At 45.7% G+C, this 18,591-nt stretch carries 11 protein-coding genes; 7 read left to right on the top strand and 4 right to left on the bottom strand.

All coding sequences use genetic code 11. The features are described from left to right. The first annotated feature begins 218 nt into the window (after positions 1-218). The gene (locus B9N86_RS23310; RefSeq protein ID WP_342193208.1) at positions 219-626 is read left to right on the top strand and encodes a TVP38/TMEM64 family protein; all 408 of its coding nucleotides are present in this window, start codon (positions 219-221) and stop codon (positions 624-626) included. Positions 627-858: 232 nt separating this feature from the next. Here the strand turns inward: B9N86_RS23310 and B9N86_RS23305 are convergent, their stop codons facing one another. Together B9N86_RS23305 and B9N86_RS23300 are read right to left on the bottom strand one after the other, a co-directional pair. Next, positions 859-2,622 (bottom strand): PH domain-containing protein, encoded by a 1,764-nt coding sequence (locus B9N86_RS23305; RefSeq protein WP_244562818.1) that lies wholly within the window; start codon positions 2,620-2,622, stop codon positions 859-861. Beyond that, positions 2,594-3,079 (bottom strand): PH domain-containing protein, encoded by a 486-nt coding sequence (locus tag B9N86_RS23300; protein ID WP_208915502.1) that lies wholly within the window; start codon positions 3,077-3,079, stop codon positions 2,594-2,596. Before B9N86_RS23300 ends, B9N86_RS23305 begins: the two co-directional genes overlap by 29 nt. Before the next feature lie 203 nt (positions 3,080-3,282). Between B9N86_RS23300 and B9N86_RS23295 the strand changes: the two genes are divergently transcribed. The 3 genes from B9N86_RS23295 to B9N86_RS23285 all read left to right on the top strand — a co-directional run bounded on the left by B9N86_RS23295 (position 3,283) and on the right by B9N86_RS23285 (position 5,099). Further along, positions 3,283-4,224: a helix-turn-helix transcriptional regulator gene (locus B9N86_RS23295; protein ID WP_208915501.1), complete on the top strand. Its 942-nt coding sequence runs from the start codon at positions 3,283-3,285 to the stop codon at positions 4,222-4,224. 68 nt (positions 4,225-4,292) lie between these two features. After that, complete coding sequence (locus B9N86_RS23290; RefSeq protein ID WP_208915500.1) at positions 4,293-4,775, top strand: GyrI-like domain-containing protein; 483 nt, start codon at positions 4,293-4,295, stop codon at positions 4,773-4,775. 114 nt (positions 4,776-4,889) lie between these two features. Continuing rightward, positions 4,890-5,099 (top strand): hypothetical protein, encoded by a 210-nt coding sequence (locus B9N86_RS23285; protein ID WP_208915499.1) that lies wholly within the window; start codon positions 4,890-4,892, stop codon positions 5,097-5,099. Positions 5,100-5,150: 51 nt separating this feature from the next. Here the strand turns inward: B9N86_RS23285 and B9N86_RS23280 are convergent, their stop codons facing one another. Further along, on the bottom strand, positions 5,151-6,056 hold the full coding sequence (locus B9N86_RS23280; RefSeq protein ID WP_208915498.1) for a TIGR01777 family oxidoreductase: 906 nt from the start codon (positions 6,054-6,056) through the stop codon (positions 5,151-5,153). Positions 6,057-6,449: 393 nt separating this feature from the next. On the opposite strand from B9N86_RS23280, the gene B9N86_RS23275 reads away from it, so the two are divergent. After that, the gene (locus B9N86_RS23275; protein WP_208915497.1) at positions 6,450-12,560 is read left to right on the top strand and encodes a phosphodiester glycosidase family protein; all 6,111 of its coding nucleotides are present in this window, start codon (positions 6,450-6,452) and stop codon (positions 12,558-12,560) included. A 78-nt stretch (positions 12,561-12,638) separates the two neighbouring features. Here the strand turns inward: B9N86_RS23275 and B9N86_RS23270 are convergent, their stop codons facing one another. Next, positions 12,639-16,568: a copper amine oxidase N-terminal domain-containing protein gene (locus B9N86_RS23270; protein ID WP_208915496.1), complete on the bottom strand. Its 3,930-nt coding sequence runs from the start codon at positions 16,566-16,568 to the stop codon at positions 12,639-12,641. A gap of 328 nt (positions 16,569-16,896) precedes the next feature. Here B9N86_RS23270 and B9N86_RS23265 point away from each other — a divergent pair, with 328 nt between their 5' ends. Next, complete coding sequence (locus tag B9N86_RS23265; protein ID WP_244562817.1) at positions 16,897-17,769, top strand: aminoglycoside phosphotransferase family protein; 873 nt, start codon at positions 16,897-16,899, stop codon at positions 17,767-17,769. Further along, the gene (locus B9N86_RS23260; RefSeq protein ID WP_208915495.1) at positions 17,766-18,443 is read left to right on the top strand and encodes a CPBP family intramembrane glutamic endopeptidase; all 678 of its coding nucleotides are present in this window, start codon (positions 17,766-17,768) and stop codon (positions 18,441-18,443) included. Before B9N86_RS23265 ends, B9N86_RS23260 begins: the two co-directional genes overlap by 4 nt. Positions 18,444-18,591 lie beyond the last annotated feature (148 nt).

Here is an 18,591-nt window from a genome sequence, read left to right as displayed (position 1 = left end):
CGATTAGAATAAAAACCAAAAGGAGGCTGTCCACAAAGAGGTAACTTTACTGAGTGTTGGCCACGATTGAGTCAAAAGAAGTACACGTGGCGTCTTAAAACAGACAGATGGGGGCGTCCCGGGTCAATGGACCTTTTGAGACACCCCCTCTTTAATTGTCATATTGGAATTGATTCAGAGGCAGATATTTCGGTATAGTTGGATGGTTAGAAATATTTATGGAACCATCAGAGGAGTACGATATGTATAAGAAGCTTGGGCTCATGCTGCTGTATGCAGGAATCGCCTATTTCATCTATGTTTATGGCAAGGATATTCTGGCATGGGTTGGAGAGTCCAATCATGTACCGCTCGTTACTTTTATCGCTGTATGCATGGCCTTATTTCCAGTCATTCCATATCCACTTGTCGGCGGTGTAATTGGTGCGGCATACGGGCCTGTATTTGGCGGGATCATCACATGGATTGGGTCCGCGGTTGCCTCTATTCTGATGTTTCTGTTCGTTCGTTATGGTTATCAAGAATGGGGGAACAGCTTTAAGCCGAGTTTCATTTGCAGCGTACATGCTTGCCTCTTCACTTGGCAAAATACCGGCCATGCTACTGTTCGCCATCGTAGGGAATAGTATGATGAAAGAACCCCGTAATGTAGCTATGACGCTAGGAGTTTACGGTGTGTTTATCTTCTTGACGCTGTTGATTTATCGTATCTGGAAAAGAAAACAGCCACAGCCGTTGGCGCGTGATATCGCGTAATACTTTCTCAATAACAAAAAGGTGAACTGTCCCGATTCAGACATGTTCACCTTTTTTATTTACTAGTAGCGGTTCATGGGGGAGTCAAGGAGAATACCCCTGTTAGCTTATCGGAGTCCCTTCACTTTGATCCTTTTTGACGGCAGATGAGCTTCCTTTCGGCTGTCGGAACCATTCCCATACCGCTTCAACAGCAGATTGCTCCAAGCTGTATGTTTTGCCATCATACTGGCTGGAGATGAGGCTTACCTCGAACGATCGAAGGTTATTCCGGCGCTGTCTGCGGGTACCTGATACCTTCAGGCTGATGACCTGCGGACGGCGGATATATTGTGTGGTACGAGTGATCAATCGAGACCGTATCGTCAGCTGCTTGCCTCGAAGAGCGATGCCTGCGTCCTTGTGTGTTAGAATCGCCCACAGGATTGAGACCGGAAACAACAGGAGTGACCATAATCCCGGTGTCTTGAAATACCAGATGAGTCCTGTGCACACAGCCGTTGTAAGAAGAACTTCCAAACGCAGGTACAACCACAGCGCTCTCCGAGGAGGGATGGTATCCACGGTATCCGCAGTGTACTGCGGAACAATTCGTTCCAGCAGTGCCGCAATATCTTTCATCGGAATCAGTGGATGAAGCATAAGGTTTTTATCTGATTCCGAAGTGAGAACGTGGAGCTTCACTTCGGCATAACCGAAAGGCTGCCGCAGCAATCCTTCCTTCACGGATACAGCTTGTACCCGCTGAGGAGAGAAGAACATCTGCTTGCGTTCCAGCAGGCCGCATGTAACCGCGATCTGTTTTCCTACACGCTCCACCGTAAATCCAGCATACTTGATCGTATATAGCACGGCGGACAAGAGCCAGGCCAGGACGAGGGCGAGGGCAATGAGAGCCACCCAACCACCGGGAAGAAAATGTCCTGCTTCCTGATATAGTTTGGTATACAGATTTTTGGGAAGGACGTCGTCTGCCAAGGAGAATACACCTGCAGCAAAGGCCAAGGCAAGCGATAAATTGAGCGACGTGAGTGCTGCAAGCAACAGACGGCCTGCTGATAGCTGCAGAAGTACGGTGCGTTCCTCTGGAACACCCGAAGACTCCGGAATCATTGCAGAGTTAGAAGACCCAGCTGTATTGACTTCTTCGGCTTTCCCGGCAGTGTTAGTAGGGCTTGCGTCTCTGCTGATCTCATACTCTCTTCGTGTGCTCTCGGGGTTCTCTTCGTTTCCTGTAATCAGGGCAGCCGTGGAATTGCTGTCACTAGCACCGTCATTCGCTGCGGTTCCAATCACATCGTTATTCTGCCATGTGGCTGGATCCGGCAAAACGTTTGCATTCCCTTCCGCGTGACTCTCTTCGGTTCGGTCCTGAGCTGATCCGGCCGCCGTACGCTCTCTAAGCCAACGTTGAAGACGTTCTGCTTCTGCGCCGGAGATAGCAGGAAGCTTGCCGCCATCATCGGTCTTACCCGGTGTATCTATTTTCACCTGTGTCAATCCGAGAATTCGCTGCAGCAGCGGCTGCTCCATGTTCATGGAGTGTATACGTCCGGTGTAAATAGAAAGCTCCTCCCGGAAGAATACGCCGCGCCGAATGACGATTTTGTTATCCTCCAGCACATATACCAAACGTCTCCATTGTAGCCAACCATAAATGATCAGTAGCAGAACAACTGCCGTGATACCGGCTGCAATCCAGTACCCCAGTGTGGACTTAAGTGACCCACCATTTATCATTTTGATGCCAAACAAAATAATAAGAGGGATGAAAGACTTGATACTGCCGGCAAGCGGGAACAGGATGTACAGCTTGTGAAGGCGTTTTTCCACCGGTTCATTCATCGTGTTCCACCACTTTCGCAAGCTCTCCGATCTGTTGTTTCAGTTTTTCCGCTTCGTCCGATTCGAGTGCCATGATGACGTGCGTCTTAGCGGCTGTTACGACCTTCACTTCAGCCAATCCGTATTTTCGCAGCAGCGGGCCTCTCTCCAGCTCGACATGTTGGACGCGTGTCATAGGTACGATGGTGTCTGTGAGCCATATCCAACCGGAGCGGAGCTCAAGTTCTTCCTCGGATACTTTGAAACCGAATGTCCGGTAGGACAGTACTGGAGTGACCCATGTGTACCATACGAGTGTGAATATAAACAGCCCAATCGCGATCCATCCGGGGATGAGCGTCCAATCTTTTAACGACGCAATAATGATGTACGCAATAGATATCGCGATCAATACAGCATTAAACAAAAATCCGGCAATACGTTCAGCCTTGATTGAATCGGGATGGCAGCGATGCATGGAAGCAAGCCGATCATTCATTTGTATTTCCCCCTTATGTAACAAGCATTGATGTCTGTGTTCCTAGCAGTTTCCGACCTCAATTATGTTTCAATCTATTTTACCATGAATTCATAAATACCGACTGAAGGGTACTTTAATATTTGTTTAACACAATCCGTAAGTGTTTAGCTGGAATTAAGATATAATTGAACCATGTAGAGGATGAAAGGCTGGATTAACTTATGAAAATAGACCGCTTGCTGGCGATTACAGTACTGCTGCTCAATCGTGGCCGGGTCAGCGCCAAGGAACTATCTGAACGGTTTGAGGTTTCCAGCAAAACCATTTACCGGGACATGGACACATTAAATCAAGCGGGAATTCCTATTGTTGCTCATCAGGGGATCTCGGGCGGCTTTGAGATTATGGAACAGTTCATGATCGACAGGCACTGGTTATCGATTGAAGAGATGAGCTCGCTCGTTACGGCTGTTAAAGGCATTAACTGTGCTCTGGACGATAAAGAGACGGATGCATTGCTGCAAAAAGTGAAAAGTCTCCTGCAGAAAGCACAGCGGGGATACGCACAAGATAAACGCGAAGACAGACTGATCATGGATATGAACCCATGGGGCCAGCGGAACGGAATAAAAGAGACGATGCAGTTGCTTAAACAGGCTGTTGATGAGAGACGCAGAACTGCTATTGAATATATCTCTTCGGGTGGAAGAAGTCAGAACAGAATCATAGAGCCGGTCTCTTTGATTTTGAAAAGCTCGATCTGGTATGTACACGCCTATTGCACGTTACGGAAGGATTTCAGAGTCTTTCGATTATCCCGTATTCAGCATGCGGCTTTGACGGAGGAAAGGTTTGAGCCTCTTGAGGCTCCGGTAATAGAGCAATTTCAGTGGGATACGTCCTGGTCGGATACCCCCGAGGAATCCTTGGTCCTGACGTTTAGGAGTGAAGCAAGGCAGCGGATAGCCGATGTATTCCATCCGGATGAGGTGACCATGCTGCCAGGTGGAGCCTTTCGGGTCGAGGTTGTTCGGAAGCCGGACGACTGGTTTTACGGCATGATTTTAAGCTTTGGAGACCAGGTGAAGGTGGAAAGTCCGGACTTTGTAGCTGAGGAAGTTGTGCGGCGGGCACAACAAATTATCGGACGTTATTTGAACTAAGACAGATAGATGTCCACTTTTCCAGGTTAGAATGAGATCATATTCTTAGATGGAAAAGAGGATGACAAATGAAAATAGAACGTATAAGTAAGTCTGCAGTACAGTTGATCGGGGTGGCCGCAAGAACGTCTAACCAGGCGGAAGCGGGACCTGAAGGGAAAATTTCAGGTCTTTGGGGAAGCTTTTTTCAAACTGGGATCATGCAGCAGCCTGCAATAAAGCCGGATAAGATTTATGGGTTATATACAGATTACGCCAGTGATGTGAACGGAGAATATACGGTCGTTCTGGGCTGTGAAACCGCTGAAGGAGATGCATCTAGTTCTGGGGATAACTTCACGAAAGTTGATATTCCGGCATCAGACTATTTGGTATTTACAACCAAACAGGGACCTATAGGGTCTGTGGTGATAGAAGCATGGCAGGAAATATGGACGTATTTTCAAAATAGTATCGAAACCAGAACATACACTGGGGACTTCGAGCTGTATGATGCGGTACAATTTGATCCTTCAAATGCGGTCGCGAAGATTTATATCGCTGTGTCCTAGAGTGAAGTAGAGCTATTTTTTATGACATTTCACTAAAAGGGAAAATTTTGAAGGATTATACATTGGTGATGGAGAACTCTACATACACATACTTTATGGAATGGAGTGTATGTAATGGCCAGGAAAATCAGAAGAAATACCCAAATGCCGTCAAAATATGAACTCCCGTCGGCAGAGAACACCAAGCTCAGACATAGGATTGTAGAGAAAGCGGTTGAGCTAGTGTTCATCGGGTTTATTATTTTCTGGCTGGTCACTTTAATAAGAGTCATTTGGAGAACGACGATCGTGATACTCAAGTTGAACGGAGTTATAGACGAATAATCAATCCGTAGGGGGATCCCATAGGTCTAAGACCTTTTGGGACCCTCTTTTTCAATTATTGTTGTTCTTTAGATCTGACAGCGCCTCGGCCAGCTGTGGATATCGGAATCGGAAGCCACGCTCTTCAGCTTTAACAGGGACCATGCGTTGACCTTTTAACAGGATCAGAGACAATTCACCAAGCATGCTTTGGAGCAGGAAGGCTGGAACAGGGAACCAGTGTGGACGGTGATAGACCTTGGCGACGGTTCGTCCAAACTCATTATTAGTAACGGGATGTGGTGATGCGGCGTTAACAGGCCCTTTTATATCCGGATGATGAATGCAGAAATCAATCAGGTTCACGATATCCATGATATGAATCCAGGACATCCATTGATGGCCGCTACCGATTTTACCGCCGAAGCCAAGCTTGTAAGGGAGAATCATTTTTGGAAAAGCGCCACCCTCATTTCCCAGCACGACACTAATGCGCAGTTTAACAAGTCTGTCCACTTGGATATCATCTGCTGCATCTTCCCATTCAGCAACTACACTCGAAGGAAAGTCCATCACGCGTGACGGGCTGTTCTCGTCAAAGGTTTGATCCTCTGATGTTCCATATATGGCCATGGCGGATGCTTGTATAACAACAGGAGGTTTACGGTCCAGTTTACGCATCAGGTTGGCGACGGCCGCTACGGTCTTCTGGCGAGAGGAAAGAATTCGCTCTTTCCCTTTCGTGCTCCAACGCTGGCTGAGCGAAGAGCCTGCCAGGTTGATTACTGCATCCATGTCTTCAAATAGCTGCGGATTCTGCTTCATATCATCCCAAGTCACATACGCGACCTGATCATCTCGTACCTGCTTCTCCGGCTGTGACCGTGTGACGATCATGATCTGATGACCTTCTTTTACCCAGCGCGTACATAACCCTTGACCGATAAACCCCGTACCTCCGCAAATGGCAATTTTCATAAATAACCTCCTTTACGAAATATCCATATATTCTCATCATAGAGCATGAGGGAGAGTCCAATCAAATTTGCACAAAATCTTATAAAGCGCGCTATTTAGACATTTTTTTAATTAATCAGGTTCAAAAGTCATGTAATGGGGCCCATTGTCCCGGCAATCTAGTGAAATATCTGGTAAGAAAGATGCTTTTAATAGAGAGGAGAGGTTCTTTATAGTAAGTAATGTAAACGCTTTAATAGTTGGAGCGGCGGCAATCGTTTTTCAATTAACACAGCTTTAACACAGTGAGGGGGTGGAGTTTACACGGTATCGGTATACTGTCCCAAGGCAACTAGTCGTTGAAGTCACCTGCGTGAGGACAGCATTTTTCACTAGAATGGAGGTCATTATGGAATGGTAGGTATCAAGCAGAAACAGATCATATCTTCTTTACTCAGCGGTGTGATGCTGCTGTCTCTTCTAATGCCCGCGCGGCAAGTCATGGCGGAGGAAGTGTCTCCGACTACCGGAATCATTTTGGATCAGAGGGAAATGGAGATTGGACCAGGAGCGACATACACATGGCAGAACATGCAGCTGGAACGGGGATTGGAGAAAGTTCACTCTGTGGAGTTTAATCCGAAGAATTCCGCTCTTGAGCTTCAACCCGGTAAGACTGGCGGAAAGATTTACGGCATGCAGGAGGTCTCCAAGATGGCCTCGGATGCAGATAGCGTTGGGAATCGGGTTATCGCTGCTGTGAACGGGGATTTTTATGATATGTCGAATGGTTTGCCTTTAGGTCTCTTTATGGGAGAAGGCGAACTGCTCAACAGTCCGCCGGATGATTGGTATGCATTCGGTATGAAAAAGGACGGAACGACGCTGTATGGGCCAAGTCCTAAGCTGACACGAAGTCTGATCATTGCCGGAAAGGACACTAATATTACAGCTATCAATCGGCTGCGGGGGACAGACGCGTTAGTTCTCTATACACCTTCGTTTCACTCTTCGACGATGACGAATGTTTTGGGTGATGAAGTCGTACTGGATATTACTTCGGGAGAGGTTAAGAGCGGCCAAACCTTAAGTTTGAAAGTATCTGATATACATAAGGATAGGGGCAATACACCGATTACAGACGGCAAAGTGATTTTGTCGGCGTCCGGGAAGTACCGTGAGGTATTGACTGGGTTAAAACTTGGCGATGAGGTATCGGTGACCTTGGAACTTGAGCCAGAGTGGCAGGATGTTACGATGGCGATCGGCGGGAGTGCCGTGTTAATCGATGACGGTGTTGTGCAGCACAGCAGCGATACTGCTGTAGCCCCTCGTACCGCTATTGGAACAAAAGAGGATGGCTCAGTCATCATGCTTCTCATCGATGGACGACAGCCGGGATTCAGTGAAGGAGTAACGCTGAATGAGCTCGGCCAGATGATGAAGGACATGGGTGTTGTAAACGCCCTGAATCTTGATGGTGGAGGCTCGGCGACATTTGTTGCCCGTATGCCGGGAGAACCGGTACGCGAAATGCTAAACTCCCCTTCAGATGGTAGTGAGAGAAAGACGGCTAATGGGATATTGCTCGTGAACCAAGCTCCGGAAGGAGCCGCGGATAAGCTGGTGGTGAAGCCGCAGAGTGAGCGGGTGCTGGCAGGTTCCAAGGCCGATTTTAAAGCGGCAGCGGTCGATGCCAATATGCATCCGGCTCGGTTATCCGGTAAGGTGTCATGGAGCGTTGACCCGGCTCTGGGAACCGTGGATGAAGCTGGTATCTTTACAGCCGGATCCACTGCGGGTACAGCTGAAATAAAGGCTGTGTCCGGAAGTTTGAGCGGAACGGGTACTGTGGAAATCGTAGATGAACTGACAGAGCTGAGCTTTGGTGATGTCGTGAAGAGCTTTGCTCCTGGAAAGACGGAAACGCTGAAAGTAACAGCCCTTCGTAACGGCCAGGTTATTCAGGCCGATAACAGCCAGCTGGAGTGGCGTACGGAGGGAGAGATCGGATCGATAGACAAGAACGGCACGTTTACTGCTATCAATGAGTCTGAGAAGACGGGGAAAATCATCGTTAGCTACAAAGGCGTTGAAGCCTCTGTTGATGTGAACATTGGACTTCCACCGGTTGTTTTGGAGGATTTCGAGAGTGGTTTAGCTCCTTATCATGAGAGTGCTGGTGCACAGTATAAATCAGTCAAAGCAAGTATTGAGACTAATGAGGATCTGGTGCGGTTCGGAAACAGCTCTCTCAAGCTGGAATATGATTTTACGGGTACAACCGGAACTTCAGGAGCCTATCTGCAAACGAAGAGCCCGGAACAAAATATTGTCATTCCCGGTTATCCGGAAAAAATAGGCATGTGGGTGTATGGAGACGGTAAGAAACACTGGCTTCGTGCACAATTGCGGGACAGCAAAGGGATTATTTCGCTTGATTTTGTGGATCAATCCGTCGGTGTAGACTTCGAAGGGTGGAAGTACCTGGAGGCAAATGTGCCTAAAGGAAGGCTTATGCCTTTGACGATGGACATGCCGGTACGATACATGGAGACATCGGCTGCCAAAAAGGATGCGGGTGTCATTTATGTAGATCAGATCCGCGCGCTTTATGGGCCAAACGAAGATGATATGGACCCTCCGGTGTTGAAGGATTTATCTCCTGCGGAAGGAACGACTATTCACACGAATCAGCCGAAAATCTCCATTACGGCGGAAGATGCCGGCTATGACCCAGAGAAACACCCAGGCACTACATTGATTGATCCGGAGAAGATTCGGTTCTATCTGGATGGAAAGCTGGTAGAACATACCCTGTACCCACCAAAAGGGCAGATTCACTATACACCTGACATACCTTTGGCCGATGGTGTTCACCAGGTTAAGGTGTCGGTAAGGGATCTTTCAGGCAATCAAAGTATCAAAGTATGGACTTTTGATGTGGATACCGACGCTGCCAAGCTAGTGTACAGCACACCAAAGGACATTTACGCCGGAGGTACCTATACTTTGGACTTATCGGCAGTCAAACCGTCAGATATCCGTAAAGGCGAAATTGAATTGGCTTACGATCCGGCAAAATTGGAAAATCTGAAGCTTATTGTAGGAGACAAATTGGATGAATCCAAGCTCCAGGCTGACATCGACAGTGAAGCGGGTCGCGTGGTTCTCAAGTTGAATGATATCGATTCGGCTGGTTTGACAGAGAAGGACTTGATTGGACAAATTCAATACGATGTCAAAAAAGATGCTGTGGGCACTCATACGTTTGAATTCATATCTGGATCGGTTTCCTTTGTCAGCTCGGGAGACATTAGCTACCCATTCTTTGGACTTCCTCAGGTTGCGGAGATTCATACGCATCTGACGCTGGAATGGAATGAACATGGGCATGTTGAAGGATATGAAACGGTCTTTCAAGTTAAGGATGAGAGTGGCGCGCCTGTAGAAGGAGCGCAGATTACGGCAGACGGTCAGGTTATCGGTACAACGGATGCGAGCGGAATGCTGAAAGACAGCACGCTGACTTCGTCGGTCAAGACTTACCAGCTACAGGCTGTTAAGGGAACCTTCTATAGTCCGGTTGTGGCATTTACGGTATCGAAGCTGTCCGGGAGCGAGACACCTTATAACATCAACGTAAATATGGGGGAAGATCCGACCCGTGCGAGAGGTTTTGCGTGGCATACTCACCCAAGTGTAGATCAGACCGTTGTAGAGATTGTGAAGAAGTCGGAGTTTACAGATTTTGATGGGCCGAATGTGAAGCAAACCAGCGGAGAAAATTACCTCTTTAATACGCTGGATGTTGGAACGATTCGGGTGCATAAAGCTACCGTTAACGATTTGGAGCCTGGAACCACTTATGTTTACCGTGTTGGAGATGGCAAAGGGCATTACGGTCCACAAGGGTCATTCCAGACGGCGGAGACGGCAGGGGATCAACTGAAATTTTTGTATTTTGCCGATTCTCAAGGAAGTAGTGAGGCCGATTTTAAGCTATGGGGAAATACAGTTCAAAAGGCTACTCAAGAGCACCCGAATGCGGAGTTTATCGTTCAAGCCGGAGACATGGTGGAGAAGGGATTCAATGAAAAAGAATGGAATCTCTGGTTCAAAGAAGCTCAAGAGGCTTTCTTGAATACAACTCTTATTGGAGCGATCGGGAATCATGAGGTGATGGGCTCCAGAGGCAACGATGATTTCCTGGCGCATTTCAACCAACCGGGTAACGGTGTGCCGAGCCTCAAGGGTACCAATTTCTCCTTTGACTACAAAGATGCTCATTTCATGGTACTTAACAGTGAGTATCAGTACGAAGAACAGAAGCTGTGGCTGGAGCAAGATCTGGCGAACACGACGAAGAAATGGAAAATCGCGATTTTCCACCGCGGTCCTTATGGCAGTATTTATGATACAGCGGAGGTCAGAAATCTATGGGCGCCTGTTTTGGAAGAAAACAAGGTTGATCTGGTACTGAATGGACATGATCATATTTATTTACGGACACATCTGATGAAAGGCAAACAAGTTTCCGAAGATGGTGAAGGCACAACTTACGTTATCGCAGGTTCCTCGGGACCTAAATTCTATTCGCTGACAGCAAGAGATTGGCAAAAAGTGACCGATGAAGAGAAGACTCAAATGTATGCTTCGGTTGAAATTTCGGGCAATGAGCTGAAAATGGTGACGAAGACCGTGGGCGGACGTATTGTGGATGAGTTCATCTTATCCAAAAATACCGCTCTGCCGGAATCTATCGAAATTGAGCAGCAGGATGTGAAGCTTGCGGTTGGAGAGAGTAAGCCTTTAACCGTTAAGGTTAAACCGGATAATACAGCAGACAAGAGCGTTACATGGTCCGTGTACAGTTCTGAACCGGAACAGGTTGTTACCGTTACTGCTGATGGACTTGTTACGGCAAAAGGGCTTGGCACAGCAGTCGTACGGGCTACCAGTAACGCTGTACCGGAGTTGCATGCCGACACAACTATCACTGTAGACAGAATTCCGGATGGCGTCATGGAATCATTATCTCTGCAAGGAAAGTCACCACTTAAGACAGGTGATCAAGATCAAACCGTGACGGAGGCCGTATATGCTGACGGTACCCGAATCACTCTGCTGGAAGGCATTGTGTATGATAGCAGCGCTCCAGACGTCGCATCGATCGATGATAAAGGGTTGGTACGAGCATTAACGGAAGGAACGACGGTCATTTCTGCAACCTATGGAGAATACAGTGCCAAATATGATCTGACCGTTCAAGCTTCTGGCAATCCGGGAGAAGGCAACGGCGGTGAGCCAGGAGGAAATCCTGGTAGCGGTAGTGGTAGTGGTGATGGTTCAAGCGGACCGGTACAGCCTCCACCATTGCCTGAGCCGAAACCTGATAATGGTACGATTAAAGTGAGTTCTGCTGAACTTGCAGCTATGGTGGCAAAAGGGGAAGTGGTATTCAATACAAAGGCTAATCTTGAAGAGCTGCTGCTGCCAGGTAATGCTGCAGCACTGGTGAAAGATAAATCTGTGACGGTGAACGCAGGTAATCTGACACTTATGATTCCTGCAGATGTGCTCCGTTCCCTAAGCGAACTTGTCCCAGCCGACCAGCTGGACAGCAGTACGATCAAGCTAAGTGCCAAGACAATAACCGGACAGGAGGCTCTCCGCCTGATAGCAGAGGCAGCTAGTAAGTCAGGTGCCGAGATTGTTGCTGCCAGTGACCTGCTGACCTTCGGTTTGAGCATTACGACAAAGGATAACAAGACAAGCGAACTCTCTAGCTTCGTTAAACCGATCACACTTACTCTCCCTGTTACGGGTAATGCTGACCGTAAGCTGACCGGTATTTATTACATTGCAAAAGACGGTAATCTGGAATACATCGGCGGCTCATGGCAGGAAAATAAGCTGAAAGTAGAGATTCATCATTTCAGCACATATGCTGCTCTTCAGTTCAATAAGACCTTTACAGATGTTCCAGCAGGTCATTGGGCTTCCAGCGTCATTCAGCAATTGGCGGCCAAGCAGTTGATTAAAGGAATCAATCAATATCAATTTTTACCTGGAAAACAGGTAACACGTGCGGAATTTGCAGCGATGCTGGTTCGTGCGCTCGGTCTGAAGGAAGAAGGAAACTCCCACTTCACCGATGTTTCTTCTGAGTCCTGGTATGCGGGAGCTGTATCTGCTGCGGCGAAGGCCGGCATCGTTACAGGCATCAACAGCAAAGAATTTGCTCCTGACGCTTCCATCAAGCGCCAAGAAATGGCTGCTATGATTGTAAGAGCGTATCAATCCATGGCTTTCCTACAAGGCTCCCAAGGTGAGAAGACACACTTCACGGATGTGAAGACCTCACCGATCTGGGTTCAGGAAGCGGTCCAATCCGCATATGATCTCGGTCTGGTAAAGGGACTTTCAAGCAATATGTTTAAACCGCTGGGATTGACAACGCGTGCGGAAAGCGCACAGGTTATTTACAATCTGGTAAGAAAGATGCCTGGATATGCGAGGTAAGCTGGGGAAGTAAGGAAAACAGCCTTCATCCATTTTGGATGAAGGCTGTTTGATGTTGTGCTGTTTTAAGAATGAAATTTAAGGCTGTGGCGCAGGAGCAACAGGTGTAGCAGGCTCAGCAGCTTTCAAAGTTATAATTGATGGCGTAGATACTGCTTTTACTTCTCTATTCGTATTTTTATTTACTGACAAGACATATACTTTGTATTTACCGTCTACAATATTAGTTTCGTATGAATCTTGGGTTGGCATCTCTAGATCTACTAAATAATCCGTACCTGTTTCTAAAGGAACATCTTTAATGGCTTTTGCAGCTTTTGTTATGGCCTGGGCTGCTGTTTTGGAGGCAGCCGCTTTTTTTGGATCGAAACTGCTGTCACTTTCAGGAACAAGCATAATCTCATACGAACTGATGTTATTCTTATTGGCAGCCGCTTTAAATTTAACTTGTAGGATTTTGCTGTCCGTTTCTTTGATCAGAGCTGTTACATTAGTGGCTTGTGCGGAATCTGGAGTAGAATCCGTAATTTCAATTTTTGCAAAATTGGAAAGGGCATTCCCATCAGCACCTTGGCCATTGTTAACAGCTAAGACATATACTTTATATGCTTTGTTTTTGACTATGGTCTGCTTGTCGACATCTAAAAAGCCTAATTCAATGTTCACCTTCAGTTCACCTTTGGGATCTACCTTTTTGTAACGATCTGAAGGTACTTGAGTCGCTTCGTCCCACCCGAAAGACTTTGCGTCGTCGAACGGCAAAACCATGACACGGTATTCTCCCACATTTTCCGGTTTAAGCGACTTCTCGAATGTGATATCAAAACCTGTATTATTGCCATCAATCTGCGCTTTCACATTCAAAGGAGCTGAGACCGCGCTTCCTTTTAGCGTGATAGCTTGCGCTTCAGACAATGCATTGTTATTCGGATTACCATCTTTGCTTACTGAGAGAACATACACTTGATAAGGCTGTGAGTTACGGATTTCTTTACCGTCAATATCTGTCGTGTTGGAAGATAAGCTGGTACTGATGTCTGATCCTTTTTTATTCACCGTTGTAAAGAATTTTGCATTATTTGCATCGGGTAGTTTGAAATTTACTCCCGATTTAACTACATATATCTGATACTGACTGATGCTATCTTCATCGGTTAATCTTTTAAAAGATATAAGCATATCTCTACCGTCATTTCTGTCTCCGTCATCACTTACCTTTAAGTCTGTGACCGGGTTGACCGGAGAAATGCTGCTTTTCAGCGTTATAATGTCGGACGAAGGGGACAGAGCATAGCTTCCATTATAACTATCGCCGCCAACGGACATGACATATACCCGATAGGCGAGGCCAGGTTTAATATCGGCTCCATCCACATCTTTGGCATTGGAATCAAGTGTTTTTTGGATGGTGCTGTCTGCTTTGTTGGTAACATCGGTATATTTACCGCTTCCTATCGATTTTGCTGTTGTTGGATCAAGTATCTGGCTTGCTTTAACAACGAATATGCGGTAATAACTAATGTTGTTGTAATCCGGAGTCCTAGGGAAAGATACCTTCAGATCCCGTCCGTCGCCATAGTCACTTACGTCTTCAACAGTCACACGGCTTACAGCATCTATTTTCTTTTTGTTGCTAAGTTCAATGCTATAAGAAGAAGACAGTGCATTATTACTAGAGTAATTTCCATAACCTACTGACATGATAAACACGTCGTATTTAACGCCATTACGGATATAATCCCCGTCTGTATCACGACTTCCAGCTAACAAGGATTGGGTGATTTTGCTGTACCCTGTTTTATCGATTCGCGTGTAATAGTAACTGGATAGGTTGGAAGCTTTATATAGATCAAAGCTGCCCGCTTTAGACGATTTTACTACGAATGCACGGTATTCGCTGATATTGTTTTCATCCGATGGGCGATCAAATGAAATTTGCATATCTCGACCATCACCAGCATCACTAGCATCACCAATGTCCTTCACATTTAAGTTGTAAACGCGGTTTACATTACTATTGCCACTGAGTGTGATGATTGAAGAGGAAGATGACAACGCGTTGTTACCGGAGTAATTACCATTGCCGACCGACAAGATAAATACGCGGTAGCTGACACCGTTCCGGATAGAGTCCCCGTCTGTATCGCGGCTTCCATTTGATAAGGGCTTGATGATATTGCTGTAGCCTGTTTTATAGATATCCGTGTAATAGGAATTGCTGTTGGCATCATACAGATCAAAGTTGCCCGCTTTATTCGATTTTACAACGAATGCACGGTAATGGCTGATGTTATTTTCATCCGATGGGCGGTTAAACGAAACCTCTAGATCCCGGCCGTCATTATTATCGCTAACGTCCCTTACATAAAGATTGGAGACGGAGCCGACATACGAACCGCCGCTGTTGTTATTAGATAAAATAATATCGCTCGAAACGGAAGACAGGTTATTGTTTCCGTAATTGTTGCCCGAACCAACGGACATGACGAACACCCGGTAGTAAACTCCGTTTCTTATTGAGGATCCGTCAACATCTCTGGCTCCGGAGGATAACGTCTGAGTGATGTTATACCCGGTCTTGTTCACTTGTGTGTAATTGGAGCTGGATACCGAATTCGCTTTGTTCAAATTGAAGTTGTGATAGTCAGATGACTTAACCACAAAAATTCGGTAAGACCCGATACCTGACTCATCGGATAGCTTGTTGAAGTTTACACGCAAATCGCGTCCATCGCCATAATTGCTCACATCGGTTACTTGAGTGATGACAGGAGCAGTGGTGGACCCTGTAGCTAGCGTGATCGAAGACGAACCGGAAGACAGCTTGCTGGCTAACGTGTTCTCATTGCTGCTCACGGACATAACGAACAGAGTATAAGGTACTCCGTTCTTAATATACTCGCCGGAAGTATCACGTGTAGATGAGCTCAGAGCATTTGTCAGCGTTGTGCCGCTACCACTTGTTTTATATACGGTTGTGTAATACTGGCTTGGTACGGATTTGGCCGCTGCCAGATCAAACTTGCTGACATCTTTGGTTTTAACAACCATAATTCTGTAATTGGAAATGAGATCTTCTTTCTGAGCACGGGTGAAGCTTACTGAAAGATCCCGCCCGTCACCATAGTCGTTAACATCGTTCCCCTTCACATTGGTGGCTGTTTCAACGGCATTGGTATTTGACAATGTAATGGATGATGATGGCGATGATAACGCGAATTCGCCGTTATATCTTCCAGCAGTCAACACGTAGGCCTTATAGGCTTGGTTTTCACGAATGTAATCTCCGTCGACGTCACGGGCACCTGAGGTAAGGGTAACCGTATTATTGGATCCGGTTGGAAATACTACGGAATAGTTGGATGATGGAACCATTCGCGCTGCTGATTGATTAAAGTTGTATGACTTCTCCGCTTTCACAATCATGACCCGGTATTGATCTGCACGTGATTCAGTATATGACTTGGAGAAGCTAACCTGAAGGTCCCGTCCGTCACCGTTATTTGCAATATCTCTTACAGTTACATTAGAAGCAGGCGAGAGGCCGGTATCAGGAACTGGTACTGGTCTGCCGCCGTTCGAAGTTGTAGTAATGGATACGGTTTTGGTTTTAGAATTCCATCCGACTTTCTCACCTAAGGATTCACTGACGAAGCGTACTGGCACCATCGTTGCACCCTTCAGGTTTTTGGCAGGAACATCGAGTCTAACACTTTTGTTGTTAATTGTTGCTGTTTTAGAGTTAATTTTCAGTACGATCTTTGTGTTGTCTCTTACAGCTGTGACCGTCTGAGTTTTCTGATTCCACTTAACCTTAGCATCCAGCGCTTCAAAGATAGCTCTCATGGGCAGCATGACTCGGCCTTGGATCATAACCGGAGCCTGACTTGTTGTTAATCTCACCCCATCAATTAAGATGTTGAATTTTACTGCCGCTTGCGCCTGTGACTGGAATAGCATAGGAAAAATAAGTAGAGCTGATAGCATAGCAGCCCAAAACTTCCTCACACGCTTGACCTCCTTCAAAATTAAACGATTGTTATTATTTTCCTCACCTATAAGACGCTGTAGGAGGATGGAAAGTTTCAACAATTGAGCAGTGTTAAGAAAATTTTAAGAAAAATGATGAAAGTATTGCAAAAAGACACCAAAATAAGGAGTTTGTTGGATGGTTTATTCATAATTGGGAAAAAATGTTTGAGATGAGTTGTTAAGTGAAATGAGGTTTGCTATTCTGCATGCACGACACCTTCCCAAATGGTTTCAATCAGGATACCATACGTATATATCCAATTGAGCTGAGAACATGAATAATCAAATGGAAGGAAGATTACGGTTGGAAAATCCTTTACGCAGCATTCAGTGGATCGAGAAAAATGATGTTTTGAACCATTTATTGCATCAGGAAGGCATTATTACAACTCATCCTATGGAACAGGGCTTTGAAGCGGAAGTAATAAAATTACATTCTGATCAAGGGAGTTTTGTATTAAAAGTATGGAACAAAAGCTCTAGACCGAATATTTCCTTTCAATATAGTTTGTTGAATGCTTTATTTGATTGTGGTCTTCCCGTTTCGAAGCCGGTGGGCTTTGGAAAATATCAAAACGCTGACTACGTGTTATTGACCACCTTTGATGGTGCACCTATTACCAAGGTAAATAAAATGAAGCTGACGGATATAGCCATGATTTTATCCAAAATACATACAACTCCAGTGGAGGAGCTAGGACCGATCCAGCTTCCAACGTATGATTTTAAGGATTATTTTTATCCGGGGATTCAGAATCACTCTGACTTGGACAAGGCATTCACTCAACTTGCTGGAATGACCTCAATCAAGCAGGAACGAGTCATACACGGTGATTATCATCTGAGAAATATACTGGAACAGAATGAACAATTGACTGTTATCGATTGGACGAACGGACAATACGGAGATCCAAGATATGATTTTGCATGGTCACTTGTGTTGAAGAAGATATACTTGTCAGAGCGGAATGCTTCCGTGTTTAGTTCTGCGTATTTATTACAAAATGATATTCGGTCGGATGAACTCGCCGTATTCGAGGCTATGGCATGTCTAAGATGGATATTACTTCATAGAAATGGTGGTACGCCCATTGAACCTAACACGCTGAAGAAGGTTAGAAGGCTTATCCATGAGAATCCGAACCTGAAAGAATTGGAGTTTTACGATATTCCATGAATACAAGAAAAAATATAATTTCAATAATAACGATGATTGTTATTGGATGTATCGCAATGGCTTATGTAGATGCTGTGATATCTCCCGATTATGCGGTGAAATCGATCATTAAAATTCTCATTTTTCTAACGCTGCCGATCGTTTATAGTCTCATCAGTAAAGAGGTATCTTTTAGGCCATTATTCAAGTTTGAGAAAAAAGAGATGCGGTTCTCCATACTGCTTGGTTTAGGTGTATATGTGTTTATTTTGGGCAGTTACTTCTTGATCGGGCCGTATTTTGATTTCACTCAAGTCACGGAATCATTACAGAGCAATATCGGCGTAAATGCGGGCAACTTTGTGTTCGTCGCTATTTACATTTCCATTGTCAATTCGTTGCTGGAGGAGTTTTTCTTCCGTGGTTTTGCCTTTCTGACGTTGAAGAAGTTGACCGGTCGCAAGTTCGCTTATATATTCAGCGCAGGCGCATTTTCCGTGTATCACATCGCCATGATGACGAGCTGGTTTACAGTTCCGCTATTCATAGTGTTAATTGTAAGTTTGTTTGTGGCAGGCTTGTTATTCAATTGGTTGAATGAAAGAAACGGGAACATTTACACATCGTGGATGGTTCATATGTGTGCTAACCTTGCGATTAATACCATCGGGTTTACTTTGTTTGGATTAGTATGATGAAGTAGTCCATTCATGGAAAATAGTACCTTTCGGTACATTGGTTTGGTATACTGATCATGTAGTTTTTTTAAAACCTAGCTCATTTAAATGGACGGAGGCTTTGATTGTATGTGCTGCTGCATCGCATTTTTTCGTTTGAGATAGT

Source organism: Paenibacillus uliginis N3/975 (genome assembly GCF_900177425.1).
Lineage (GTDB): Bacteria > Bacillota > Bacilli > Paenibacillales > Paenibacillaceae > Paenibacillus_AQ > Paenibacillus_AQ uliginis.
The sequence above is the reverse complement of the archived record's forward strand: the minus strand, read 5'-3'. Positions and strand labels throughout refer to the sequence as shown.

What these genes read in the sequence shown, in the direction of transcription:
- B9N86_RS23310 (WP_342193208.1), top strand. Translation starts at nt 219, where the DNA reads ATGGAACCATCAGAGGAGTACGATATGTATAAGAAGCTTGGGCTCATG.
- B9N86_RS23300 (WP_208915502.1), bottom strand. Translation starts at nt 3,079, where the DNA reads ATGAATGATCGGCTTGCTTCCATGCATCGCTGCCATCCCGATTCAATC.
- B9N86_RS23295 (WP_208915501.1), top strand. Translation starts at nt 3,283, where the DNA reads ATGAAAATAGACCGCTTGCTGGCGATTACAGTACTGCTGCTCAATCGT.
- B9N86_RS23290 (WP_208915500.1), top strand. Translation starts at nt 4,293, where the DNA reads ATGAAAATAGAACGTATAAGTAAGTCTGCAGTACAGTTGATCGGGGTG.
- B9N86_RS23285 (WP_208915499.1), top strand. Translation starts at nt 4,890, where the DNA reads ATGGCCAGGAAAATCAGAAGAAATACCCAAATGCCGTCAAAATATGAA.
- B9N86_RS23280 (WP_208915498.1), bottom strand. Translation starts at nt 6,056, where the DNA reads ATGAAAATTGCCATTTGCGGAGGTACGGGGTTTATCGGTCAAGGGTTA.
- B9N86_RS23275 (WP_208915497.1), top strand. Translation starts at nt 6,450, where the DNA reads ATGGTAGGTATCAAGCAGAAACAGATCATATCTTCTTTACTCAGCGGT.
- B9N86_RS23260 (WP_208915495.1), top strand. Translation starts at nt 17,766, where the DNA reads ATGAATACAAGAAAAAATATAATTTCAATAATAACGATGATTGTTATT.